28 protein-coding genes and 1 pseudogene are annotated in these 24,474 nt (G+C 64.7%); 14 read left to right on the forward strand and 15 right to left on the reverse strand.

Annotation, left to right across the window (positions count from 1 at the left end; genetic code table 11):
• Window positions 1-94 precede the first annotated feature (94 nt).
• The 12 genes from N792_RS02870 (at window position 95) to rnt (ending at window position 12,436) form a co-directional block, all read left to right on the forward strand.
• A complete protein-coding gene (locus N792_RS02870; RefSeq protein WP_036192588.1) occupies window positions 95-1,246 on the forward strand; it encodes an OprO/OprP family phosphate-selective porin in 1,152 nt (383 codons plus the stop codon).
• A 107-nt stretch (window positions 1,247-1,353) separates the two neighbouring features.
• A complete protein-coding gene (gene pstS / locus N792_RS02875) occupies window positions 1,354-2,334 on the forward strand; it encodes a phosphate ABC transporter substrate-binding protein PstS (protein WP_425478841.1) in 981 nt (326 codons plus the stop codon).
• Window positions 2,335-2,544: 210 nt separating this feature from the next.
• Entirely contained in the window at window positions 2,545-3,819 is a 1,275-nt protein-coding gene (locus tag N792_RS02880) for a Yip1 family protein (protein WP_036192589.1), read from the forward strand.
• A 184-nt stretch (window positions 3,820-4,003) separates the two neighbouring features.
• Window positions 4,004-5,098 carry a phosphate ABC transporter substrate-binding protein PstS gene (pstS, locus tag N792_RS02885; RefSeq protein ID WP_036192590.1) on the forward strand — a complete coding sequence of 365 codons (1,095 nt, stop codon included), beginning with the start codon at window positions 4,004-4,006 and terminating at the stop codon, window positions 5,096-5,098.
• A gap of 68 nt (window positions 5,099-5,166) precedes the next feature.
• Entirely contained in the window at window positions 5,167-6,126 is a 960-nt protein-coding gene (pstC, locus tag N792_RS02890; protein ID WP_036192591.1) for a phosphate ABC transporter permease subunit PstC, read from the forward strand.
• The gene (gene pstA / locus N792_RS02895) at window positions 6,126-7,022 is read left to right on the forward strand and encodes a phosphate ABC transporter permease PstA (RefSeq protein WP_052103354.1); all 897 of its coding nucleotides are present in this window, start codon (window positions 6,126-6,128) and stop codon (window positions 7,020-7,022) included. The genes pstC and pstA overlap by 1 nt, the downstream gene beginning before the upstream one ends.
• Window positions 7,023-7,371: 349 nt before the next feature.
• Complete coding sequence (pstB, locus tag N792_RS02900; protein ID WP_052103356.1) at window positions 7,372-8,163, forward strand: phosphate ABC transporter ATP-binding protein PstB; 792 nt, start codon at window positions 7,372-7,374, stop codon at window positions 8,161-8,163.
• Between the two features lie 184 nt (window positions 8,164-8,347).
• Window positions 8,348-9,082, forward strand: coding sequence for a phosphate signaling complex protein PhoU (gene phoU / locus N792_RS02905; RefSeq protein ID WP_036192592.1), 735 nt, complete (start codon window positions 8,348-8,350; stop codon window positions 9,080-9,082).
• A 139-nt stretch (window positions 9,083-9,221) separates the two neighbouring features.
• The gene (locus N792_RS02910; protein ID WP_052103359.1) at window positions 9,222-9,707 is read left to right on the forward strand and encodes an EF-hand domain-containing protein; all 486 of its coding nucleotides are present in this window, start codon (window positions 9,222-9,224) and stop codon (window positions 9,705-9,707) included.
• A gap of 25 nt (window positions 9,708-9,732) precedes the next feature.
• Window positions 9,733-10,647: an HvfB family MNIO-type RiPP peptide maturase gene (locus N792_RS02915; protein ID WP_084105342.1), complete on the forward strand. Its 915-nt coding sequence runs from the start codon at window positions 9,733-9,735 to the stop codon at window positions 10,645-10,647.
• On the forward strand, window positions 10,622-11,572 hold the full coding sequence (locus tag N792_RS02920; protein WP_191150507.1) for an HvfC family RiPP maturation protein: 951 nt from the start codon (window positions 10,622-10,624) through the stop codon (window positions 11,570-11,572). The genes N792_RS02915 and N792_RS02920 overlap by 26 nt, the downstream gene beginning before the upstream one ends.
• 237 nt (window positions 11,573-11,809) lie before the next feature.
• Complete coding sequence (rnt, locus tag N792_RS02925; protein ID WP_425478842.1) at window positions 11,810-12,436, forward strand: ribonuclease T; 627 nt, start codon at window positions 11,810-11,812, stop codon at window positions 12,434-12,436.
• A gap of 43 nt (window positions 12,437-12,479) precedes the next feature.
• Here the strand turns inward: rnt and sugE are convergent, their stop codons facing one another.
• The 9 genes from sugE to N792_RS02970 form a co-directional block, all read right to left on the reverse strand.
• On the reverse strand, window positions 12,480-12,797 hold the full coding sequence (gene sugE, locus N792_RS02930) for a quaternary ammonium compound efflux SMR transporter SugE (protein ID WP_036192594.1): 318 nt from the start codon (window positions 12,795-12,797) through the stop codon (window positions 12,480-12,482).
• Window positions 12,798-13,292: 495 nt separating this feature from the next.
• Window positions 13,293-14,051: a 23S rRNA (guanosine(2251)-2'-O)-methyltransferase RlmB gene (gene rlmB / locus N792_RS02935; protein ID WP_036192595.1), complete on the reverse strand. Its 759-nt coding sequence runs from the start codon at window positions 14,049-14,051 to the stop codon at window positions 13,293-13,295.
• A gap of 219 nt (window positions 14,052-14,270) precedes the next feature.
• On the reverse strand, window positions 14,271-14,930 hold the full coding sequence (gene azu / locus N792_RS13675) for an azurin (protein ID WP_036192906.1): 660 nt from the start codon (window positions 14,928-14,930) through the stop codon (window positions 14,271-14,273).
• Window positions 14,931-15,177: 247 nt separating this feature from the next.
• Window positions 15,178-15,735 carry a hypothetical protein gene (locus N792_RS02945; protein WP_036192596.1) on the reverse strand — a complete coding sequence of 186 codons (558 nt, stop codon included), beginning with the start codon at window positions 15,733-15,735 and terminating at the stop codon, window positions 15,178-15,180.
• Window positions 15,725-16,348 (reverse strand): phosphatase PAP2 family protein, encoded by a 624-nt coding sequence (locus N792_RS02950; RefSeq protein WP_036192597.1) that lies wholly within the window; start codon window positions 16,346-16,348, stop codon window positions 15,725-15,727. Before N792_RS02950 ends, N792_RS02945 begins: the two co-directional genes overlap by 11 nt.
• Before the next feature lie 152 nt (window positions 16,349-16,500).
• The gene (locus N792_RS13360) at window positions 16,501-17,379 is read right to left on the reverse strand and encodes a restriction endonuclease (protein ID WP_052103362.1); all 879 of its coding nucleotides are present in this window, start codon (window positions 17,377-17,379) and stop codon (window positions 16,501-16,503) included.
• A gap of 6 nt (window positions 17,380-17,385) precedes the next feature.
• Window positions 17,386-18,105, reverse strand: a complete 720-nt coding sequence (locus N792_RS02960) for a phospholipase D family protein (RefSeq protein WP_036192598.1) — start codon at window positions 18,103-18,105, stop codon at window positions 17,386-17,388.
• Between the two features lie 23 nt (window positions 18,106-18,128).
• A complete protein-coding gene (locus tag N792_RS13930; RefSeq protein WP_156969275.1) occupies window positions 18,129-18,548 on the reverse strand; it encodes a hypothetical protein in 420 nt (139 codons plus the stop codon).
• 164 nt (window positions 18,549-18,712) lie between these two features.
• Window positions 18,713-19,189 (reverse strand): hypothetical protein, encoded by a 477-nt coding sequence (locus N792_RS02970; protein WP_036192908.1) that lies wholly within the window; start codon window positions 19,187-19,189, stop codon window positions 18,713-18,715.
• 446 nt (window positions 19,190-19,635) lie between these two features.
• Here N792_RS02970 and N792_RS14300 point away from each other — a divergent pair.
• Window positions 19,636-19,710: pseudogene (locus N792_RS14300) on the forward strand (hypothetical protein); the annotation flags it as partial.
• A 44-nt stretch (window positions 19,711-19,754) separates the two neighbouring features.
• The gene (locus N792_RS14305) at window positions 19,755-20,141 is read left to right on the forward strand and encodes a restriction endonuclease (protein ID WP_332248767.1); all 387 of its coding nucleotides are present in this window, start codon (window positions 19,755-19,757) and stop codon (window positions 20,139-20,141) included.
• 53 nt (window positions 20,142-20,194) lie between these two features.
• Here N792_RS14305 and N792_RS02980 read toward each other — a convergent pair whose 3' ends face one another.
• From N792_RS02980 to N792_RS03000, 6 genes are all read right to left on the reverse strand, one after another.
• Window positions 20,195-20,572 (reverse strand): PH domain-containing protein, encoded by a 378-nt coding sequence (locus N792_RS02980; RefSeq protein WP_036192600.1) that lies wholly within the window; start codon window positions 20,570-20,572, stop codon window positions 20,195-20,197.
• A 97-nt stretch (window positions 20,573-20,669) separates the two neighbouring features.
• Window positions 20,670-20,972, reverse strand: coding sequence for a hypothetical protein (locus N792_RS02985; RefSeq protein ID WP_036192601.1), 303 nt, complete (start codon window positions 20,970-20,972; stop codon window positions 20,670-20,672).
• 57 nt (window positions 20,973-21,029) lie between these two features.
• Window positions 21,030-21,638, reverse strand: a complete 609-nt coding sequence (locus N792_RS02990; RefSeq protein WP_036192602.1) for an HAD family hydrolase — start codon at window positions 21,636-21,638, stop codon at window positions 21,030-21,032.
• Between the two features lie 65 nt (window positions 21,639-21,703).
• Complete coding sequence (locus tag N792_RS13935) at window positions 21,704-22,450, reverse strand: alpha/beta hydrolase (protein ID WP_191150506.1); 747 nt, start codon at window positions 22,448-22,450, stop codon at window positions 21,704-21,706.
• A gap of 332 nt (window positions 22,451-22,782) precedes the next feature.
• Complete coding sequence (locus N792_RS13940; protein WP_156969277.1) at window positions 22,783-23,622, reverse strand: hypothetical protein; 840 nt, start codon at window positions 23,620-23,622, stop codon at window positions 22,783-22,785.
• Between the two features lie 92 nt (window positions 23,623-23,714).
• Entirely contained in the window at window positions 23,715-24,458 is a 744-nt protein-coding gene (locus tag N792_RS03000) for an abortive infection family protein (protein ID WP_036192604.1), read from the reverse strand.
• Between the last annotated feature and the right edge of the window lie 16 nt (window positions 24,459-24,474).

Raw genomic sequence — 24,474 nt, forward strand, 5'->3', positions numbered from 1 at the left:
GGCTTCAGCCGCGACCTGACCATCCTCCTGTCACATCGCTGCAATGTTGCGCACCCACACTGCGCGCACTTCCCCGATGTGACATTCCAGGCCCATGCAAATTGCCGTCAACCGCCTCACCATCGCCCTGCTGCTGGCAGGCGCCGCACCGCTCGCCCACGCCGAAATCGCCATCGATGTGATCGGCGGATCGGAGATCAGTTTCGAAGGCCTGATACAGGCCGACTACAACCGTTTCGGCAGCGACGTCGCCAACCTCAATGGCGATGCGCTGGATGGCAGCAACGCCGACCAGGAACTGCGTCGCGCCGAACTGGTGCTCAAGGGCAAGGGACCGGGCAACGTCGACTGGGTGGCCGGTTACGACGCCAAGGCCGACAAGTGGCTCGACGTCAACGCCAAGTACAAGCTCGGCGGCAACAAGCAGCATTACGTCCAGCTGGGCCAGTTCAAGCAGCCCAACAGCCTGGAAGAACTGTCGTCGACCAAGAACAACGACTTCATCTCCAAGGCCACCATCACCAACAGCTTTGCCACCGGCCGCCGTGTGGGTGCGGCCTGGTCCTACGGCAGCGGTCCCTACAGCCTGACCGCGAGCACCTTCGGCAGCGAGCTGACCCGCAACAAGGCCGCCGGCTCCGGGTACGGCCTGCGCGGCACCTTCGCGCCGATCAACCAGGACGGCAACATCCTGCACTTCGGCCTGTCGTACGTGAACCGGGACACCGACGGCGACAAGATCAAACTGTCGGCCAAACCCAATGCCGACCTGACCCCGACCAGCCTGGTCAGCACCGGCACCTTCGCCGACGCGGACCGGATGGCGACCATCGGCCTGGAAAGCTTCTGGACCCGCGGGCCGGTCAAGCTGCAAGGCGAATACATGCAGGTCGACGTCGACCGCTACGGCACCGCCTCGAAGGACTTCAGCGGCAGCGGCGGTTATCTCAGCGCGCTGTGGAACGTCACCGGCGAGGGCTGGCAGTACAAGGACGGCGTGCCCGGCACCAAGGGCCCCAGCGACCCGGCCGCCGGCATGTGGCAGCTCGGCCTGCGCTACGACACGATCGATCTGGACGACGGCGCCGTGCAGGGCGGCCGGATGGACGCGATCACCGCGGGCGTCAACTACTACTGGCGCTCCAACTTCAAGTTCGCCCTGAACTACGTGAAGGTCGACAGCCAGCGCGCCGGCATCGACGACAACCCCGACATCACCGAAGCGCGCGTGCAGTTCTTCTGGTGAGCGCGCTGCTTTTCCGCAGCCATCCCCTGCCTTCCTCCCCTCTCCCTTCGCCTTTCCTGGAGCACTCCGTGTTCAAGTCCCTTTCGTTCCGCTTCACCGCGCTCGCCCTGGCGACCGCGTTTTCCGCCAGTGCGGCGGCCGCCGACGTCACCGGCGCCGGTGCCTCGTTCATCTACCCGGTCATGACCCAGTGGTCGGCCGACTACGCCAAGAGCACCGGCCACAAGGTCAACTACCAGTCGATCGGCTCGGGCGGCGGTATCGCCCAGATCAAGGCGGCGACGGTCGACTTCGGCTCCTCCGATGCGCCGCTGACGCCCGAGGAATTGTCCAAGCACGGCCTCGCGCAGTTCCCGTCGGTGATCGGCGGTGTGGTGCCGGTGCTGAACGTGCCCGGCATCGCCGCCGGCGCGATGAAGCTCGACGGCGACGTGCTGGCGGACATCTTCCTGGGCAGGATCTCCAGGTGGAACGATCCGCGCATCGTCGCCAGCAACGCCGGCCTGGCCCTGCCGGACCTGAAGATCACCATCGTCCACCGCTCCGACGGCTCGGGCACCACGTTCAACTTCGTCAACTACCTGTCCAAGGTCAGCCCGGCCTGGAAGGACAGCGTCGGCGAAGGTACCTCGGTGAAATGGCCCGGCGGCATCGGTGGCAAGGGCAATGAAGGCGTCGCGGCCTACGTCAAGCAGATCAAGGGCGGCATCGGCTACGTCGAGATGTCCTACGCGCTGCAGAACCAGATGACGTACTCGCGCCTCAAGAACGCGGCCGGCAACTACATCATCCCCAGCGACAAGACCTTCTCGGCCGCCGCCGCGAGTGCCGACTGGGGTTCGTCCAGGGACTTCCATCTGGTGATGACCAACGCCCCCGGCGAGCAGGCCTGGCCGATCACCGCGACCAATTTCATCCTGATGTACAAGCAGCCCAAGGATGCGGCCGGCGCCAGCTCGGCCAAGGCGTTCTTCCGCTGGGTCTACGCCAACGGCGACGCCGCTGCCAGCAAGCTCGATTACGTGCCGCTGCCGGATACGCTGGTGGAGCAGATCGAGACCTACTGGTCGAAGGAAATGGCCTATTGAGGCCAGCCGCACGCCATCACAGCCAACACAGAGCGGGCCTTCGGGCCCGTTCTGCTGTCTGCGCAGCGGACTGGCCCGATGTCCGGATCGCCCGCCATGCGCCGTAGTTTGACTGTTGATGACCGGGGATACCGGTCGAACTGCATGCCGTCGGAGCGCTACGCCGACGAACCGCATGCCGCCAAACCCGTGCAACCCGGAGCCGTACGAATGAATGTCGAAAAACCGATCGCCCGCGTCAAATCGATCCTGTTGAGCCCGCGCACCGCCTGGCCGGAAATCGGCGCCGAGCCGGCCACCATCCCGGGCCTGTACACCGGCTACATCATGATCCTGGCCGCGCTGCCGGCCGTGTTCGGCTTCATCAAGAGCAGCGTGATCGGCTACAGCCTGTTCGGGGCGACGATCCGGACCGGGTTCTTTGCCGGTCTTTCCGGGATGGTCCTCACCTACGTGCTGAGCCTGGTGCTGATCTATGTGGTCGCATGGATCGTCAATGCGCTGGCGCCCAGCTTCGGCGGCCAGAAGAACCAGGTGCAGGCGCTGAAGGTGATGGCCTATGCGTACACGGCGGCATGGATGGCGGGCATCGCCACGATCCTGCCGTGGATCGGCGGACTGATCGGCCTGCTGGCCGCGATCTACTCGATCTACCTGCTGTACCTGGGCCTGCCGCACACGATGAAGAACCCGGCCGAGAAATCGCTGGCTTACACCGCCGTGATCGTCATCATCACCATCGTCCTGGGCCTGGTCATCGGCGCGGTCGTGGCCGGCATCACGGGTTTCGGTGCGTTCGCGGGCAGTGCTGCCGGCAACCGCGTCAGCAGCAGCGACGTCCGCTTCGACAAGGACAGCAGGCTGGGCCAGCTGGTGGCGTTCGGCGAGCAGATGGCGGCGGCCGGCGAGCAGATGGAGGCCGAGCAGACCAGGGCCCGGGCACGCGGGGATGGCGAGGCCACGCCCGAGTCCGCGGAAAAGGCTCTTGCCACCCTGTTTGGTGGCAAGGACGGCAAGCCGCTGGAGTCGCTGGAGCCGGAAACCATGAAGGGTTTCCTGCCCGGCTCGCTGGCCGGCCTGCCGCGCACGGCCATCAGCGCCGGTCGCGAGAGCGGCATGGGCATGCAGATCACCAACGCATCGGCCGACTACGCCAACGATGACGGCAGCCGCCAGATCCGCATCAAACTGATCGACACGCCGATGATGGCGCGGGCGGGTGCGCTGACCCAGTTGATGCGGTCGGAGTCGTCCAGCGAGAGCGCCGATGGCTACGAGAAAAGCTACTCCCGCAATGGTCGCCAGATCGAGGAGAAGTGGGATCGCCGAAGCGGCCGTGGCAGCTACGCGGTGATGATCGGCAGCCGGTTCTCGGTGCGGGCCGAGGGCCGTGCCGACAGCTTCGAACAGATCCGGCAGGCCGCCGAGAGCATCGACCTGGCCGCGTTCGAGAAGCTGGCCAAGCAGGACACCGCGAAACGCTGACCGGGGCCAACACCAATCCGGGCGGGTATCGCCCGCACTGGCAGCAACATCGACATCAGGCGCGCTCCGGAAGGGGCGCGCTTTTTTCGTGCGTGCCGCAAAACGCGCCCCTGTCATACGCCGGTAACAGAAATGTCCTTTCATGGCGGTGTCCGCTGGTCACGCCAGCCTTTTCGAGCAACCCATGAAGTCGATCCGTCTCGCTGCCCTGTCCCTCTCCCTCGCCGTGGCAATGACCGCCTGCGCGCCGTCCGGCGACAACGCGGCGACCACGGACACCGCCGCCAACGGGGCCACCGGCGCGGCCGACCATGGCGACAAGATCGCCGCGCAGATCACCGGCGCCGGCGCGACCTTCATCTTCCCGCTGATCTCCAAATGGTCGGCCGACTACCACGGCGCCACCGGCAACATGGTCAATTACCAGTCGATCGGTTCGGGCGGCGGCATCGCCCAGATCAAGGCCGGCACGGTGGATTTCGGTTCGTCCGATGCGCCGCTGAGCAGCGAGGAGCTTGCTGAAGCCGGGCTGGGCCAGTTCCCCTCGGCCATTGGCGGCGTGGTGCCGGTGGTCAACGTGAAAGGCATCGCCCCCGGCCAGCTGCGCCTGACCGGCGCGCTGCTGGCCGACATCTACCTGGGCACGGTCACGACCTGGAATGACCCGGCGATCGCCTCGCTCAACCCCGGCGTCGCGTTGCCGGCGACCCGGATCAGCCTGGTGCAGCGCTCCGACGGTTCGGGCACCACGTTCAACTTCACCAACTACCTCACCAAGGTCAGCCCGGCGTGGAAGGACGCGGTCGGCGAAGGCAAGTCGGTGCAGTGGCCGGCCGGCGTCGGCGGCAAGGGCAACGAAGGCGTGGCCTCGTACGTGCAGCAGATCGACGGTTCAATCGGTTACGTCGAGCTGGCCTACGCGATCCAGAACAAGATGGCGCACACGCTGCTGCAGAACGCCGCCGGCCAGTTCGTCGCGCCGGATGCGGCCTCGTTCCAGGCCGCCGCCGCGACCGCCGACTGGGCCAATGCGCGCGACTTCAACCTGGTCATCACCAATGCGCCGGGTGAGCAGGCGTGGCCGATCACTGCGACCAACTTCATCCTGATGCACAAGCAGCCGAAGGACGCCAAGCGCAGCGCGGACGCCCTGGCGTTCTTCAAGTGGGCGCTGGAAAACGGCCAGGCGCAGGCGTCGGAGCTGCATTACGTGCCACTGCCGCCGGCGCTGGTGGGCCAGGTCGAGGCGTACTGGGCGGCGGAGTTCAAAACCCCGTGATGGGTTGGGGTTCGGCGCATTACGGCTTCGCCTAATGCGCCCTACGCCATCTGGAGAATTTTCAACCGATGAACACCGTTGCCTTGCCCGCCAATACGCGTGACTTCACGGATGCGCGCAACGACCGCTGGTTCCGCTATCTGCTGATCGCGACCGTGACTTTCGTGCTGCTGGCCCTGGCGGGGGCGGCGCTGTCGATGCTGTGGGGCGGTCGCCAGGCCCTGCAGGTCACCGGGCTGGACTTCTTTTTCAGCGCCGACTGGAACCCGGTGGAAAACCGCTACGGCGCACTGGTGCCGATCTTCGGCACCATCGTCACCGCGGCGATCGCGATGCTACTGGCGATCCCGGTCAGCTTCGGCATCGCGTTCTATCTGACCGAAGTCGCGCCGCGCTGGCTGCGTGGGCCGGTCGGCACGGCGATCGAGTTGCTGGCCGGTATCCCCTCGATCATCTACGGCATGTGGGGCCTGTTCGTGCTGGTGCCGGTGATGACCAAGTACGTCACGCCCTGGGCCAACGACCACCTCGGCACGCTGCCGGTCATCGGCCCGCTGTTCCAGGGCCCGCCGATCGGCATCGGCATGCTCACCGCCGGCATCGTGCTGGCGATCATGGTGGTGCCGTTCATCTGCTCGGTGATGCGCGAGGTGTTCCTGACCGTGCCGACGCGGCTGAAGGAATCCGCCTACGCGCTGGGTTCGACCAGGTGGGAAGTCAGCTGGGACATCGTGCTGCCGTACACCCGCTCGGCGGTGATCGGCGGCATCTTCCTCGGCCTGGGCCGGGCGCTCGGCGAGACGATGGCGGTCGCGTTCGTGATCGGCAACTCGACCCGTTTCACCGCCTCGCTGCTGGAGCCGGGAACCACCATCGCCGCGCTGATCGCCAATGATTTCGGCGAGGCCACCGAGACCTACCGCTCCGCCCTGCTGCTGCTCGGCTTCGTGCTGTTCATCGTGACCTTCATCGTGCTCGCGATCGCGCGCCTGATGCTGGCCCAGCTGTCACGCAAGGAGGGCAACTGATGACCGCCACCGCTGCCGCCGTCCGTGCACCCAACGCGCGTGTCACCGAGTCGCTGTACCGCCGCCGGCGGATCGGCAATGCGGTCGCGCTCGGACTGTCCTGCGTGGCCACCGCCATCGGGCTGCTGTTCCTGGGCTGGATCCTGTGGACGCTGGTCGCCAAGGGCATCGGCAGCATCGATGTCGCGCTGTTCACCCAGGACACGCCGCCGCCGATGGCCGAAGGCGGGCTGCGCAACGCCTTCTTCGGCAGTGCGGTGATGTGCCTGATGGCGATCGGCATCGGCACCCCGCTGGGCATCGCCGCGGGCACCTGGCTGGCCGAGTACGGCCGCAGCACGCGGATCGGCACCGTGGTCCGCTTTGTCAACGACATCCTGCTGTCGGCGCCGTCGATCGTGCTCGGCCTGTTCGTCTACACGCTGATCGTGATGCAGGCCGGCGGCAATTTCTCGGCCATTGCCGGCGCGGTCTCGCTGGCCTTCATCGTGCTGCCGGTGGTGGTGCGCACCACCGACGAGATGCTGCGGCTGGTGCCCGCACAGATGCGCGAAGCCGCGCTGTCGCTGGGCGTGCCGCAGTGGAAGGTGGTCGTGCAGGTGATGTACCGCTCGGCGATGCCCGGCATCGTCACCGGCATCCTGCTGGCGCTGGCCCGCATTTCCGGCGAGACCGCGCCGCTGCTGTTCACCGCCTTCGGCAACCAGTACTGGAGCAGCGACATCACCGGACCGATCGCCAGCGTGCCGGTGGTGATGTACCAGTACGCCGGCAGCCCGTACCAGTCCTGGCAGGACCTGGCCTGGGGCGGCGCACTGGTGCTGACCGCATTCGTGCTGCTGATCAGCCTGGTTGCCCGCGCCATCATTTCCCGCCATCGGGTGTCCAATGACTGAGTTACTGCAACGACCTGCGCCACTTCCGCATACGCGGGAGTCCGTCCCATCACCGTCATTCCCGCGAAAGCGTGACAAGCGCGCAGCGCGCAGATCGTCCGGAAAGGACGACCCGAAGGGCGAGCGCAGCGAGTCGCCCAGCGACGTTGCCGCCATCACACCGTCACTCCCGCGAAGGCGGGAGCCCATGGACGTTGCTTCTCAAGAACCCACGTCCATGGATCCCCGCCTGCGCGGGGATGACGGCGGAAAGCGCGGGAGTGACGTCGGAGGGCGCGGGAGCGACGAGCCACGCCTGCACGAGGATCACAGACAAAACACTCCATCGCTTACCCACAAGGCTCCGGTCATGACCCATGCAACACTCCCCGCCGTCGCCGTGGATGCGCCGGTCAAGCTCGCCGCGCGCGGGCTGGACTTCCACTACGACAAGTACCGCGCGCTCAAGGGCATCGACCTGGCGATCCCGGAGAAGCAGGTCACCGCGCTGATCGGGCCGTCGGGCTGCGGCAAATCGACCCTGCTGCGGGTGTTCAACCGGATCTACGCGCTGTATCCCAAGCAGGTCGCCAGCGGTGAGGTGCTGCTGGACGGCGAGAACATCCTCGACGCCGGCTACCCGATGAACCGCCTGCGCAGCAAGGTCGGCATGGTGTTCCAGAAGCCGGTGCCGTTTCCGATGACGATCTTCGAGAACGTCGCCTACGCGATCCGCCATCACGAGAAACTGTCGAAGCCGGACATGGCCGACCGGGTCGAGCACGCACTGCGCCAGGCCGCGCTGTGGGACGAGGTCAAGGACAAGCTCAACCAGAGCGCGCTGGGCCTGTCCGGCGGCCAGCAGCAGCGCCTGTGCATCGCCCGCGCGGTCGCGTTGCGGCCCGACGTGCTGCTGCTGGACGAGCCGACCTCGGCGCTCGACCCGATCTCCACCAGCCGCATCGAGCAGCTGGTCGCCGAGCTGAAAAACGACTTCACCATCGTCATCGTCACCCACAACATGCAGCAGGCCGCGCGCGTGTCCGACTACACCGCCTTCATGTACCTGGGCGACCTGGTCGAGCACGACGCGACCACGACGATCTTCTCCAACCCGTCCCGACGCCAGACCGAGGACTACATCACCGGGCGCTTTGGTTGAGGACATCCGAACACCCCGGTTTTTGCCCGTCATCCCCGCGAAGGCGGGGATCCAGTGACTTCAAATTACTGAGCAACGTCCATGGATTCCCGCCTTCGCGGGAATGACGGCAATGGTCCAGGCCTTCCCCAATGAATGCCCAGCACCGCGCCATCGCTGGCGACACACTCCCAGGAACACCGACATGACACCGATTCCCAGCGACCACATCGTCAAGAGCTACGACGAAGAACGGCACCGCCTGCTCGATGAAACCCTGCGCATGGGCGAGCTGGCCGCCACCCAGCTGGAAGCCGCGCTGGCCGTGGTCGCCGATCGCGACAACGTGGCCGCCGCGCGGATCGTGGCCGCGGACAAGGCGATCGACCGGCTGGAGCAGGACATCAGCCAGGACGTCATGAAGCTCGCCCTGCGCGGGCCGATGGCGCGCGACCTGCGCGAGATCCTCGTCGCGATCCGCATCACCTCCGACATCGAACGCATCGGCGATTACGCCGCCAACGTCGCCAAGCGCTCCACCGCGTTGAACCTCGCCCCGCCGCTGCCGCAGATCGGCGGCCTGCAGGCGATCGGGCGGTTGGCGGTCGCCCAGCTTCGCGACGTGCTGACGGCCTATCGCGACAGCGACATCGACGCCGCACGCCGCGTGCGCGACAGCGATGTCGCGATCGACACCGCCTACACCGCGCTGTTCCGCGAACTGCTGACCCACATGATGGAAGACCCGCGCGCGATCACGCCCTGCACGCACCTGCTGTTCATGGCCAAGAACATCGAACGCATCGGCGACCACGCCACCAACATCGCCGAGAACGTCTGGTTCCTGGTGCACGGCGAGGACGACCTGCCGCCGCGCGAGAAGCGCGACAACAGCAGCACGCTCGCGCCGGACGCCGATACCGGAGCGCACCCGGACTGATCCCTTCGGGCTGGTCCATTCGGGCTGATCCATTCAGGCTGTTCCATTCGGACTGGTCCATTCGGATTGATCCAGCCGCACCCCAACCGCGCTAGGATTGCCGGCACTGCGGCCTTGCCGCGTCCGTCGGGAACACACCATGTCGCACAAGTCGAACAAGCCCGTTTTCGCCGCCAGCGCCGCCCTCGCCGGCAGTCTGATCCTCGCCGGCTCCGCGTTTGCCGCCACGCCGCTGGCGCAGGGCTACATGCTCGGCGCGCAGGACGCCGCAGCGAGTGCCGAGGCCACCGCCGAGAAGACCGCCGAAGCCAGCTGCGGGGCGAAGCACGCCGCCGAAGGCCGCTGCGGCAGCGCCAACGCCGGTGCCGGCAAGGCCGCGCACGAGGGCAAGTGCGGTGAAGGCAAATGCGGCATGGCCATGATGGACACCGACCAGGACGGCAAGCTGTCGCCGGCCGAATTCGCCGCCGCCCACGGTGGCGACAGCAGCCAGTTCGCCGCGCACGACGGCAACGGCGACGGCTTCATCGACGCGGATGAAATGGACGCCCACCACGCTGCCATGATGCCCGCCAAGACCGACATGGAAGGCAAGTGCGGCGAGGGCAAATGCGGCTCGATGTAAGCGTCGCAACCGTCGTTTCGTTCCAATGATTTCCTCGACCGCGCTCGGGCCCCATGCCGTCGGACCCCATGCCGTCGGACGGCGTGCCCTCGCACCCCACGCCGTCGGCCTGGGCCTGCGGCGCGGGTTGTTGCCGGAGTTGCGGGCATCCACGGCCGGCTTCGATTTCCTCGAAGCCGCGCCGGAGAACTGGATCGGCGTCGGCGGCGCACTGGGCGAGGCCTTCGCCGAGCTCGCCGCACGCCACCCGATCGTCTGCCACGGCCTGTCGCTCTCGCTCGGCGGCCCCGGCCCGCTGGACGACACCTTCCTGGGCAAGCTGCGCCGCTTCCTCGACGCCCACCACTGCCCGATCTACAGCGAACACCTCAGCGCCTGCAGCGACGAGCAGGGCCAACTCTACGACCTGATGCCGCTGCCGTTCACCGAGGCCGCCGTCGAGCACGTCGCCGCGCGCATCCGCCGCGTCCAGGACGCGCTGGGCCGGCGCATCGCAGTAGAGAACATCTCCTACTACGCCACCCTGTCCGCGCCCGCCGCCATGCGCGAGATCGACTTCATCAACGCCGTGCTCGAGCGCGCCGACTGCGACCTGCTGCTGGACGTCAACAATCTCGTGGTCAACGCGACCAACCACGGCTACGACGCCCTCGACTTCCTGCACGCACTGCCCGGCGAACGCATCGCCTACCTGCATGTCGCCGGCCACTTCGACGAGGCGGCCGACCTCAAGATCGACACCCACGGCGCGCCGGTCAGCGACCCGGTGTGGGCACTGCTGGCACAGACCTACCGCGCATTCGGCCCGCGCCCGACGCTGCTGGAACGCGACTTCAACCTGCCGCCGCTGGACGAGTTGCTGGACGAACTGGATGTCGTGCGCCGGCATCTCGACCCGCATCTCGCAGAGCGGCATGGCCAGGCCTCCCGTGTCGCCTGACAACGCCAGTACCGACACCGCAGGCGACCGCGCCGGGGAGGGCGGCAATCGTGCCGGCGTTGTGGTTGGTGCCGACCGCGGCGGGCCCGGCAACCCCGGGGCAGAACCCGGCACCGACGCCCAGCGCGCGCTCAGCGACTACATCCGCGATCCCGACCACGCGCCTGCGCCGGCCGGCATCGAAGCGCGCCGGCTGAAGGTCTACCGCGAGCTGTTCTTCAACAACCTGCAGTCGATGCTGGCCGGCAACTTCCCGGTGATCCACCGCATCCTCACCACGCCATCCGACGATGACCGCTGGACGCCCCTGATCCGCGATTTCTACCGCGAACATCCCTCGCGCACGCCGCTGTTCACCGAGCTGGCGCGCGAGTTCCTGCGCTACCTTCAGCACCGCGCCGACACCGCCCGCGGCGACCCGCCCTGGCTGCCGGAACTGGCCCATTACGAGTGGGTGGAACTGGCGCTGCAGATCAGCGAGAACGTCGCCGACGCGCCCGGGCAGACGCCCGGACCCACGCGCGCCGGCATCGTGGCGGGCGAACCCCTGACCCGCGTCGCACTGCGGCTTTCCGCGCTGGCGTGGCCGTTCGCCTACCACTGGCCGGTGCACCGTCTGGCCCCCGACCACCTGCCCGAATTCCCACCCGCAGAGCCCACGTTCCTGCTGCTGCAACGCGACGCCGCCGGCACAGTGCACTTCCAGCAACTCAACGCACTGACCTTCCGTTTGCTGGACCGCATCGAACAGGCGCCCGGCCTGCTCGCGCACACCCTGCTGCACGAGCTGGCCGAAGAAGCACGCGCCTCATCGGTCGCCGCCTTCATCGATCAGGGCACTGCCATGCTGCAACAGCTGTGCGATGCGGGGGTCGTGATCGCGATGCCCGCCAGCCGCGACGAATCACCCGGGAACCGGCCGTAGGAGCGAGGTGAGTCGCGAATGCACTGACGTCCGGCTTCGCCGTGCTGTCGCGACTCACCGGCGGAGGCATGCCTCCGCCACTCCTACAAAAGGCTGCTCTTGTCCCACGCAACTCCGTTTGCTCCCACCCGCAAAGCCACGGAGCCATCGCGGTCCTCTGCTACGCTTTCCGCCATGACCAACGCCGCACCTCCTGCGTCCACTCCAGGCTCCCCCCTCGTACCCGCGGCCTCTCCACTGGCAACCCGTTTCCGCGGCTTCCTGCCGGTCGTGGTCGATGTGGAAACCGGCGGCTTCGACTGGAATCGCCACGCCCTGCTCGAAATCGCGGTGCTGCCGCTGGATGTCGATGAAAACGGCCTGCTGATCCCCGGCGAGACCACCAACGCCCACGTGGAGCCGGCGCCCGGGCTGGACATCGACCCCAAATCGCTGGAGATCACCGGCATCGTGCTGGGCCACCCGTTCCGCTTCGCAAAGGACGAACGCACGGCACTGGACCACGTGTTCGCCCCGGTGCGCGCGGCGTGCAAGAAGCACGGCTGCCAGCGCGCGATCCTGGTCGGCCACAACGCCCACTTCGACCTCAACTTCCTCAACGCCGCCGTCGCCCGGGTCGGCCACAAGCGCAACCCGTTCCACCCCTTCAGTGTGTTCGACACCGTGACGCTTGCCGGGGTGGCATACGGCCAGACCGTGCTCGCCCGCGCGGTGCAGGCGGCCGGCTTCGAGTGGGACGCCAACGAGGCCCACTCCGCGGTCTACGACACCGAGCGCACCGCGGAGCTGTTCTGCAAGATCGTCAACGCCTGGCCCGGCCCGATGGCCGGCGTCGCGCCGCTCGCGAAGCTGCCGCTGGCGTAAGCCGCCGCCGCAACCCTCGTGCAGCCACGACGGCGGCATGCGGCTACGGCGTCGCCAGTTTCAGCCCGACCAGTCCCGCGATGATCAGCACGATGCTGCCGACCCGCAGCGCATTCACCGGCTCGTCGAACAGCACCACGCCGAGGATGACGGTGCCGACCGCGCCGACGCCCACCCAGATCGCGTAGGCGGTGCCGACCGGCAGGGTTTTCATGGCGATGCCGAGCATGCCGACGCTGATCGCCATCGCGGTCAGGGTGCCGACCGTGGGCCACAGACGGGTGAAGCCTTCGGTGTATTTCAGGCCGATCGCCCAGGCGATCTCGAACAGGCCGGCGAGCAGCAGGATGATCCAGGACATGACGTTCTCCGTATCAATGGGGCCGTCCCCGGATGAGATGGAGCGGCGGGGTCGTCCCCGCGTCCTGTTGCTGGTGGTGCGCGCGCGGCATTATCGCAGCGCGGCCGCGCGGGCAGCGTCTGCCGGGGCAGGCGGGCACCGGGTGTGAATGCCCTTGGGTGTGAATGTCCTCCGGCACCGATGAAGCCGGTGCCTCCTCCTTTATTTCACACCCAAGGGCATTCACGCCCGTCGTTCCAGCATGGCGGTGGTTCCGGAAGCGCAAACCCGGCTGCTGCGATCCGACAGCACCGAGGTGCGACCTGCAGGCCTTCGGGGCGAAGTAAAGGAGGAAGCATCCGCCGCAGGAGGAGGCCGGGGGACATTCGTCCGGAAGGTCTGCAGGTCGCGCCCCACCCCACAAGGTGGCGCTCCTGCCGAAGTCGAAGAACTCCTCCGCAGCAATCACGCCTGAGCGTCTGCCGGGTATCCCGACCAGTCGCTACCGCAGTGCGGTCAGCCGGCAATCCGCTGACGCACCGCCTCGAACAGGGTCACGCCGGTCGCCACCGAGACGTTGAGGCTTTCGACCCCACCGCCATCGCCACCCGGCATCGGGATGTTGACCAGCTGGTCGCAGTTCTCGCGGGTCAGCCGGCGCAGCCCGTCGCCCTCGCCGCCCAGCACCAGGCCGACGTTGCCGCGCAGGTCGATCGCATACAGCGACGCCTCCGCCTCGCCCGCCAGTCCGTACAGCCAGACACCAAGCTGCTGCAGATCGCGCATGGTCCGCGCCAGGTTGGTCACCGGCACCACCGGCACGCTGTCGGCCGCACCGGCGGAGGTCTTGCGCACGGTCGCGTTGACCTGCACCGACTTGTCCTTCGGGATGATCACCGCCGTCGCCCCGGCCGCCGCCGCGCTGCGCAGGCAGGCGCCCAGGTTGTGCGGGTCCTGCACGCCGTCCAGCAGCAGGATCAACGCGCGCCCCTCGGCCGCGGCCACCAGCTCTTCCAGCTCGTCCTCGCTCCAGGTCTTCGCCGCCGCGTAACGCGCCACCACGCCCTGATGACGCAGGTTGCCGACCACCCCCGCCAGTGCCTGCTGGTTGACCCGCCGCACGTCGATCCCGAACCGCCGCGCGGAGCCTTCGATCTCGGTCAGGCGCGGGTTCTTCGCCCCGGCCTCGATCAACACCTCGCGCACATTGTCGGCGTCGTGCTCGATCGCGGCGGTGACGGCATTGATGCCGGCGATCCATTGTTTCTGGCTCATTGGGATTGGGCGGAGTCTGGGGGCGGCCATTGTAGGCTGCGGCGGGACCGGAGGCGGCGAGGCATTCCCGTCGCCGCGGTCACCTCGCCGAGGAACCCGGACCGGACGACCAAGCCGTAGGGCGCATTAACAATGCGCCATGCGCCGGACCGCCTTGATCCGGCGCATTACGGCTTCGGGTCGGCGCATTACGGCTTTGCCTAATGCGCCCTACGCGACTTACTCGACCGCGATCACGCCCTTCATCACCGCCGAGTGGCCGGGGAAGCTGCAGAAGAACTCGTACGGGCCGCCGCTCTTCAGCTTGCTCACCGGGAAGCTGACCGAGGTGGACTCACCGCCGCCGATCATCTTGGTGTGCGCAATCACGCGCGTGTCGCCGGGCTTCACGTAATCCGCAGCCAGACCGGCGGACACGCCGTCGGCGGCAACCGCCTTCATGTCGGACATGGCGGTGATCACCACGTTGTGGCCCATCGCGGCGACCGGCAGCGTGCCGGGGTGCTTCAGGGTGATCTTGAACTCGGTGCACGAGGCGGGAATGGTGATGGAGCCGACGTTGTACTGCATCGCGTCGGTGCCCTCGATCTCGGTCGCGCAGTCGGTGACCACCGCGGCCGGCTTGTCACTGCCCGACGCAGCCGGCGTGGCGGCGTCCGCCGGGGCCGCGCCCGGCGCGGTGCCCGGTACGGTGGTGCCTTCCGCCGTCCCCGACACATCGCCGGTGTCAGCCGGCGTGCCGGCCGGCATCGTGTCCGTCGCCGCCGGGGTATTGGCCGTGCTGGCAGGCGTGGTGTCGGTGGTGCCGGGCGACTTGTCGCCGCAGGCCGCAAGGGCCAGCGCACAAGCGGCGGCAAGGAAGGTGATCTTGGTATTCATGGTGGACGCTCCGTTGGGGAATTCGCCCGCCATTCTTCGGCCCACGCCGTAATGGTGTGATGAATACGGGCGGCGATGGCCACCCGGGCGCGTGTCCACGCGGCCCATCCCGCCGGCCGGCGGGGTTGGCACCAGGACGGCCCGGGCAGGACCTGCCGCAGGTAGGTGTTGCTGCCCGCCGGGCCGGACACTCACGGCACGGTTCAGCCCGGCGAGTCTGTCAGCGGCGAGACAGGGCTGGATAGGCCTAGTAGCGCGCGTCGTCACGTGAGCGCATGCGTCGATTCTCGAGTTCGAACATGCGCCGGATGCTGGCGCCATCGGACGGCTCTCGAGCCAGGGTTTCCGGATTCCACTGGCTCCGCGTCGTGTTGAAGAAATCGCCACCGTATATGTGAATACCGCCGGTGAACCGCGGAAGTGGATTGGTAACCGAGTGGATAACATCGACGGGAAGCGCGACCACATCCCCAGCGAACAATGCTTTGGCCCCAAAGGCCTCGATACGACCGGGGGTTTCGCGCCAGAGAATATTGTCTTCGCGTCCGGTATAGATACCGATGTTTGCCCACATCAGGTGGTTGTGGGGCATGAGGTTCATTTGCGGGGCCCATGTCGCGCTGAATATCGTCAGCGACCTGGAACTGTGCAGCACTTTGATCCCTGCCTCGGTGGGCGCACCGACTGCGGCAAGCATTGCATCTGGATTGCCGATCGCCGGGGACAACACCTCCAGTACTGCAGCCTGGGGATGGTCGCCGTCATTTGCTTCGATGCAGTCGGCGACAAAGCGTTCAATATCCATGTTTGCTCCTCGTCATCCGGGCCAGAACCAGCGTGAGCGCCCCTGCAACGACGATGGAAGCAGCGACATCGCTGACGAAATGATCGTTGGCGTTGACGCGGGCGGCCGCAATGAACCAAGGCGTCAACATGATTGGCCAGTGCCATCGCGGAAACAGATACGCCAATGGCATAAACAAGCCAAAGTAGAAACCCGCATGTCCGGAAGGAAATGCGCTGCCATCCGCAAACCACGCATGGCTCCAATCGCCGCTCTCGAGCAGCTGGAACGGACGGAGCCGCTCAAAGACGTTCTTGCTGACGCCTGTCAGCAATGTCCCAAGTAGCTGTACCAGTCCGACGAACAAGGTGACCCAGCCCAACGCGCGTGTTTTTGAGGACACCATCAAGGCAAGTGCGCAGCCAGACAAGGCCAGCCCGATCAGGAATTTGGATATCTCCTTGCCGGTGACCGTGTCAAGCAACGTGGTGCCGGCGCTGAAAACCCATAAATCCTCATACCCGTAACTGCGCAGGTATTCCGCGATAGTCCTGTCTACACCGAGTAGACCGGCAATCAGCAGCGCGGCCCCAACGGCGATGTGTACTGTTATCAGTTTTTCGCTTCTGGTCATGGGTCTGATGATTCTCTGGTGGGGATAACGCCAGCTCCCTACTGTAGGCGCCAGGAGACCGGGGATGTGTGCCCGGCAGGCGCGCACCCTGCCTTATACCGGGCGACGAACTGCCTTGAGGTCGCTGTTGGAACGCTCGATGCCGGCCCGGATCAAATTTCCGGCGTGTTGGGCGCCAGCACCCGCATGGCTTCGTCCGCCTTGCGCTGCGATTCCCGGATCTCGGCCTCGGTGGGACGTCGCGGCGCGCGATGCGTTTGTTGTACGGGCGCCGGTGGCATTGCCGCGGGCCGCTCGCTCGCGGGGGGCGACAAGACCGGCTCGCTCTGCCGGTGCACGTGCGCCGTTGGGGGTTTGGTCGGCGCAGTCCTGGGAGTGGTTGAAGGCCCGGAGCATCGCCACGCCAGCAGCCCGAGCAGCACCACGGCCGCGGTGACGAACTTTGCAACGCCATCCAATTCGTCGTCCTTCTTCGCCCGCCTCCCGTATCGGATGCTTCCGCGGGGATGCCACTCCGCTGGCGCGGGCCACCCACGGTCCGGTGTGCGTCTGGCAACTTCGACTGAAACCGGAATCCATTCGGGCTCCGGTTCCGGCAGCTCATCAAGCAGCGATCCCAGCATGCCGCGCAGCCGGTCACCGTCGATGAGCTCCAGCTGTGGGTTCTTCGCGGCGGTCGCCCAGGCGTAAGGCGTGAACTCGCCGGCGTTGACGACGATGGCGCGATTCGCCCTCTCGGTCATCAGGACACCAAGAAGCTCGTGGCCCACGTTGTGGGTCACCTGCAGGGCGTTCTCGCGCTTGCACTGGACGATGGTGTACTCGCCATCGCGATACATCTTCAAGTCGATGCCGCCGTCAAAGCGGCGCCCGCCGCCTCCGGTACCGCAGTGCTCGACCGTGTAGCCCTGCCGGCGGTAGTACTCAGCGACGACCCGCTCGAATTCCAGCGGATCCAGCTTGGCCAGCCGGTCATCGCGACGGTTGCGGACCCTGGGGCGTCCCCCGCCCCTTCCCCACGTGCGACCCATGGCCTATCAGGCGTCCATCGCTTCCGGCCAGAGGAAATACGCCCCGAACCGCGGGCTCATCCGGAGCTCGCCTCCGGCTGTCTTGCCGGCGTCGGTCAGAACCTGCTTGCCGTCCTTCAGCTCCAGATAACCACTGGCGACCATTCGGTCGAGGAAGTCGGCCGTCTTCAGACCCAGCTTCCGGGCCAGCTTTGAACTGGTCAGCTTGCCAACCTCGTCGCTGTCGTCCTGCTCGGAAACCTGTTCGGTGTCCGCCGGCTTTTCCTCGGGCGGCGTGGCCACCCGCTCCATCGAGATACGCACCTCATCGCTGATGCGGATGATGCGCTGCGCTTCCTCATACGCCTCGCGATAAAGCTCAGCATCCTCCGAGCGGCGGATCAGGATGCCCATCTCGTTGTTGTTGACCTGGCTGAACTCGTAGAGGTTGAGGCTGGTGATGATGCACAGCTCCTCATTGAGGTAGCACTTGGCGTGGAGGTTCTTGCAGAAGCTGGTGCGGATGTAGGTCTGCTCGCGCAGCCAGCTGATCTCCAGCGGCTGCAGCTCGCTTTTGCCGTAGACCATGCGCACGTCGATCTTCAGCCGGTTCTTGTCGGCCAGCAGCTCCTTGATGCGGTCATTGAGCTTGAGATACGGACTGATGAGGATCAGCCGGTCCTTGGCGTCCTTGATGAGCTCTTCGAGGAAGTAGTTGGTTGCGCTGGTGTTTAGAAACTTTGCCATGACGTTTGCCTGTCAGAGACAGATCACACCTCGCCCGCGCGGTCGGAGGAAATACCGGAGCCCGGCAGCCGCGTCGCCATTGCTGTCCGGTTCGCAGCCAGTTCCGCCGCGATGCGGGCAAGCTCGGCGTTGGTCTTCTTCGATTCCGCGATGATCTCGGCCAGCTTGTCCTTGGTGCCGAAAATCGCGAACGGCAGCAGGAACCACAACACCGCAAGAACCAGCACGAACAGCGCAATAACGAGGCCCAGGCCTCCGGTCATCATTCCGCCCATCTCAATCCCCTTTAAAAGTCCAAAAATCCCCAGGGCGAGTAGACCACGGATGTCTTTGCGGAGCCACGCGACCGCGCCGCATCGATGCTCTCCACTTCGGATCACGGCAGTACGGGCGCGGTTCTCGAAGACAGACCTGCGTTGCTTCAGGTGTCGAGCGTCCTGCATCGACGGCGGGGCTCGGCGCTCGGCGGCTGCAGTTGCTTGTGCGCGCCGGGGCACTCCCACGCTCCGCTGGTGCTGATAATTTCACCAGCGCCCGGGAATTTTGCCCGGCGCTTCAAGCAAAAAGCCCCGGAGACCGGGGCTTTTCGGACCGAGCGTGGAGCCATTTACTCGGCGAGCGCGGGTTCCGGCTCGGGGCTTCGTGAGTTGCGGCTGAAACGCGCGGACAAGGCCTGGCTCAGGGCCTGCAGACCCTTGTTGCGGCCGGCCAGCTTGAGCAGCCCGTAACCCTGCAGCGCGGTGTTCATCGCGTCGCTGCCCAGCGCCATGCGCGAATCGGACACCCGCTCGGACAACCGTTGCAGGCGCGCGGCGACCGGACGCAGCTGATCCATCGCCCGCAGGTCCGCCTGCGCCTCGGACAGATTGATCGCAGCGGGCACGATGTCGGGGTTTTGCTCCAGCACCATCAACGTCTGCCGCACGAACGCCTCGGACTTGTCACCCATCTTGGTCAGTCCCCGGCGCGCGTCGTTGTCCAGCGCGACGAGCTGGACCAAGCGGGATTCGATGTCGCCCAGCGCCATGTTGATGGCGGCGATGTCCTCGTCGGACAGGGCAATGGACAGCAGGTTTTGGCTCATTTCGACTTTCTCCATGTCATGAATGCGACCGGCGTGGTGCCGGACGCTGCGCTGCTCCGCCGCTTCCGTGTGGCGTGAGGTTGGCCGATGGGGCGGCCGGAGCGAGGGGGATTGTGGCAGAAGGAATCGTCAGGCGCTTGCCGGCGCCAACGCAGGTATCGTCTGTAGCTGCATCATGGGGAAGTCGAATGGCGCGCCGAAAGTCCAGTCCGCTCGATGAGATCGCATCACTGCCGTGGTATGTCGGCGTGACGCTGGGGATCATCGCGTTTGTGTTCGTCCGCAGCGTTGGAGGCGGGTTGTTGGCACCGCTGGCGTGGGTGTTCCTGGGAGGGTGCTGGCTCGCAGCCGCGGTGTCCTTCCTCAACAGCCACAAGCGCAAGCGACTGCTGGAAACGCAGACCGGCCTCGACAGCCTCGCGCGGATGAGTTGGCGCGAGTTCGAGATGCTGGTGGGCGAGTCATTCCGCCGCCGTGGCTACTTCGTCGAGGAAACCGGACTGGGCGGCAAGGACGGCGGCATTGACCTGGTCGTCAGCAAGGCCGGGCGCAAGGAACTGGTGCAATGCAAGCAGTGGCGATCGCGGCGGTGCGCGCTTCCACCGTGCGCGAGATGTGGGGACTGGTCGACCACCACCGCGCCGATGCGGTGCATATCGTCTGCATCGGCGACTTCACGCCGGACGCCGCCGACTTCGCGCGTGGCAAGCCGATTGAACTGGTTACCGGCGAACGGCTGCTGGAATTGGTGCGTGAGGTGCAGTCCGTGCCTGCGGCGCCAACAACTGCACGGAATCAGCGCGTCGAACCAGCCCTGCAACCCGCAGCGCCCACCATCCCCGCCTGCCCGAACTGTGGCGAGTCGATGCTCCAGCGGCACAACCGCCAGACCGGCATGGCGTTCTGGGGCTGTCCGGCCTATCCACGCTGCAAAGGCACGCGACCGGCGTAATTGCTACTTAAGCAGCTGTCCCGCCTGTGGTGCCTGGTGACCGCGTCCCATCGTCAACCGAGCACATACCCCGCGAGCACCGACTGGACCTCGTAGATGCTCAGCTTCTTGTTGAAGGTTTTCTGCACCGGCGTTGCCATCCCGGAAATCCAGATCTTCAGCTCCGCATCCAGATCGAAGCTGCCTGCGGTCTCGACGCTGAAGTGGGTGATGCTTTTGTACGGGATCGAGTGGTACTCGACCTTGCTGCCGGTCAGCCCCTGCTTGTCCACCAGGACCAGCCGCTTGTTGGTGAAGACAAAATAGTCGCGGATGAGCTTGTAGACGTGCTCCACCACCTCGCCTGGCGCGAGCACCTGCGCGAACTCCTGCTGGATCGCGGCACTGTCGATCTTGGATGCGTTGCCGAGCAGGCCATCGAGAATCCCCATGATTTCCCCTGTTGTGCAGTCGCCAAACGCGAACTGTGGTTTATACGCCAGCGAACTTTGCGCCGGTGGCCGAGCGCCCCACCCGGCCTTTGCAGGCTTAGAACTTTTCTGCGCCCAAGGTAAGCCATATACCAACGATCAGGATCGCAGCCACCATGATTCCAAAGAGCAATGCGGATAGCCCTGGTTCCCGCAGGGAGACAAGGCCGGATATCAGGAAGCCGACCGGAAGCAGAAGCAATCTGTTCCCCGCCCAGCGATGCAAGGCTGCGGCATCTTTGACATTCGCGTAGTTAACGACGTTGAGCGGCCGTGAGCTCCCGGCAAAACGAACGGCCAACCCTACTCCGAGAAGTATGGGCACCAATAGCAATTGGACGATTGCAAGCAATGGAGCCATGCGGTCTAACACCTGAGCTAAGCCGCGCCGCAAAGCGGTGTCGGATTGAATAACTTGTCAGCGGCCGCCTGCGGCACCAACTTCTTGCCACTGATAGTACTTCCTGGTGGCGATGCCAAGCAGGTCCCGATCCTCAAAGGTGTCCCCGTAAGCGTAGACCTCGGTGAACGCCTGCAAGTCATAGCGCTCGCGCACCCGGCGGGCCTTCTCCGCCAGAACGCATTGCTGCCCCTCGTAGTAGCCGGTAAGAACGCCATTGCGTCGCTGCAAAGATGAGCAGAGCAGCTCGAGGCCGTGTGCTTCGCACCAGGGCGCCAAGTACACGTCGAGGCCACCGGAAACCACGACAACCTTATGGCCCTGAACCACATGCCAGGCGATGCGCTGCATCGCCTCAGGCCGCAAAACGTTCGGCAGGTAGCTCTCGGCGAAGTCGCGGCCAGAAGTCACCACTGCCGAAGCCGCGACGCCGCTGTATCCCACGCGAACAATGGCGCGGCGAACAAGGGTTCCGGCGATGAGCTGCCACTTGTATCCGAGCATCAGTGGCGCCAACAGCAGCCACCCCATGAATAATCGGCGACGCGAAATCGACCGGCACAGGAACTCCGGCATCGTCTCGTGCGTGGTTATCGTTCCATCGAAGTCAAAGAGTGCGAGAGACATTGTTTTTGGGGTCACAACACCAGAATTGGCTCGTTTCGCGAAACGGCGTCGGTGTGAGTGATCTATTACGCCCCACACCGACCATCTTCGAGAAACGACAAGAGAAGAGTGTTGATCTCGGACTGTAGATCAGTGGGGCCATGGTCGTTCATATCGTTGTGACGGGAGCCGGCGATTGTGGCAATACACGTGCCTGCAACCGCTTCTTCGACAGTGGGCAGGACGCCCGCATCTGCCGGGAAGTCACTGCCGCGAATAGAGAGAACCTTGACGGCAGGGGTGCGCGGAAGCGGATACCTGCGATTATCCAATGTGACCAACGTTGCCGCCAAGGCGGGCGATTCCTGCACCGCAAGCGCCGAAAGGTCTCCTCCATTGGAATGGCCGATGAGTACGAGGCCTGGCCAATCAAATCCGATGTAGGTGCGGGATAGGCTGTCACGCACGAAACGAAGATTTTCGATCCCGCGCCGCCACATAGGGGTGCGATTCGCGACCAGGTCGCCGGTTTTGCTTATGGCAGGATCCGACGGCAGATCATGCTGGATAGCCACGACCAGATAACCGGATGCCGCCAGTGCATTGGCGATAAACGAATAGTCGGTGTGGCGAAGCCCGTAACCTTGGCTTAGAAAAGCCACAGAACACGGACTTTCGCGTGTGCAGCGATGCTGCTGTGCCGGAAAGTAGAGTTCAAGTGGGATCTGTCGATCGCGGTTTGCATCAAAAAGCGCAGCCGACTTTGTGGACATGGAATTGTGCGCAGCGACGGTCGTGCAACCAGCCAGGATAGCCAACGCTGCAATTGCCACGAGTCTCATTGATGCTCCATGTGGATCCTGACGCTTGAGTTAAACCGAACCATGATCGGCTTGAACGAATTAATAGACCTATAGGTGGCCGCGTCAGCTGGTGATCGCTGCGCGACGAGCTGTTTCAGGCGTCACCGTGTTGTGCCGGCGATATCCTCGGCGGACAGGGCAATGGACAGCAGGTTCTGGCTCATTTCGACTTTCTCCATGTCATGAATGCAGCCGGCCAGGTGCCGGATGCAGGGATACTCCGCTGCTTCCGTGTGGCGTGAGGTTTGGCCGATGGGGCGGCGGGAGCGAGGGAGATTGTGGCAGAAGCCGACCTCCAATACTCAACGCGCAGACTCAGCGTGGACTGATCGATTAAACAGCGTGTGAAGTTCTTCCCAGGATTGGAACGAGTTCCGAGAATGAATGACCCGCTTCGTCCCGTGAAGCGCGCCAAGGGTTGGGCCGTCGGGCAACGATACGGAACCGGCGCGGAGAAATTCCATTGTCTGAGTCGCTGTTTTATCTGCCATTCGAAGGAGCCGATTAGCTACGAAGTCCGCGCCTGCGTCAGCGCTCGCATAACTCATCACCCAACCTTCGGGCAACATGCACCCCTCGATTATCGCTTGCTTGCCTCGATTAATGGCTTCAAGCTGGCCCAAGTGGGCATCTACTAAAATAGCGGTGGATTGCCCTCGCATTAGAAAACTATCCGCACAGAGGTGGTTCAAAGCCAGCGTCCAACCCACACGCTCCTCCCATCCCACTGGGATATCTGCGACTTCGATGCAATAAGGCACTCCGTAGACCTGCCAATCTGTGACAACCACTCCGATAACCGACCGGCGCCTGCCATCGACGACTGTAGTGTTTGTGTCAATGGCGACACATACCTCGAAATCCCGTAGAGCAGCATCCGCGTCAAGCGCCACATTGCCGTCGCGCGAGAAAACTCGGTTCACTGTCTTCTCTCCTTTAGCGGCATTCTCACGTTCATAGGTGACTGAAGTGTATGCGGCTTCGCAAGCCATACCGGGCGAGACTCGCCCGGTTTTGGCATCAATCGCAAGCTCGATCCGCGATGTGTCAGGAGCTGTCCTAAAGTACGCAGCCTCAGTTCGGGGACGCGTGGATGTTTTCCTTTTTCGTCTTGATTTTTGGCTGCTGGGCTTCTTACTCATTCAGCATTCCTCGTCAGCGACTTTTCACGGGATGACGTCAGAGTTTAGCCGATCGTCCTAGCGGAGCCGGCAAAAACACGACTTGAGATAACTCAGGCATCTGCCTCACTGCGGGCCTCCCAGGTCGCCAACAAATATGTTGCTAGAGCGCCCGACAAATTGACCGAAAGCTCGGCGTGGCGTGGGGCCGGCCTCTTGCCGATTTTTCCTTTACCGTGAGCGTCACTAAGCCGATTCCGCAGAGACCCTAGCCCCTCGACGACCGCAGTGCAGCCACCAAGAATTTGCTTAAACACCTGCTCGGTATGTTGAGACGGCGCTATGTTGAGGCTTTCCGCCGTTAGTCTATATAGCTTTGGAAGATCCGCACTGTCGTCGTATGAAACTTCGGCGCCATCCAATATGTGCTTACAGACTGACTCAATGAGAGTGCGGGCCGAGGTGATTGCTCCCTCGGGATCAGACGACCGCCTATCAAGAGCTTTTGACCAAGCTGCTTGGACGTGGGCAGCATCGAATCTCTCGAGCTTCTGGGAAATGATTGTGTCGGACGGCGCAAGTGCACCCCTCTCTACTGCTTCCAACATGGGGTTAAACTCGCCCCAGATGTAGTCACGGCGCTCCGCATATGTCCCGTACTTGAACTTGATGAATTGCCAGAACTGAGAAAGGTTCCGGCAGGCACGCAAGAACCGCGGCAACAACGGTTCTAACGCCGCATTGGAAAGCATCATCTGGCGAAGACGGACATACTCCGCATCATCCTCGCTCCCGCCGGTTGCCTGCGAGATCAGCAGATTTTGTAACGCTTCTGTTTGGTCGAGTAGCTCGTTCACTGTCGTAATCGCCTAA

This window comes from Lysobacter concretionis Ko07 = DSM 16239 (genome assembly GCF_000768345.1).
Lineage (GTDB): Bacteria > Pseudomonadota > Gammaproteobacteria > Xanthomonadales > Xanthomonadaceae > Novilysobacter > Novilysobacter concretionis.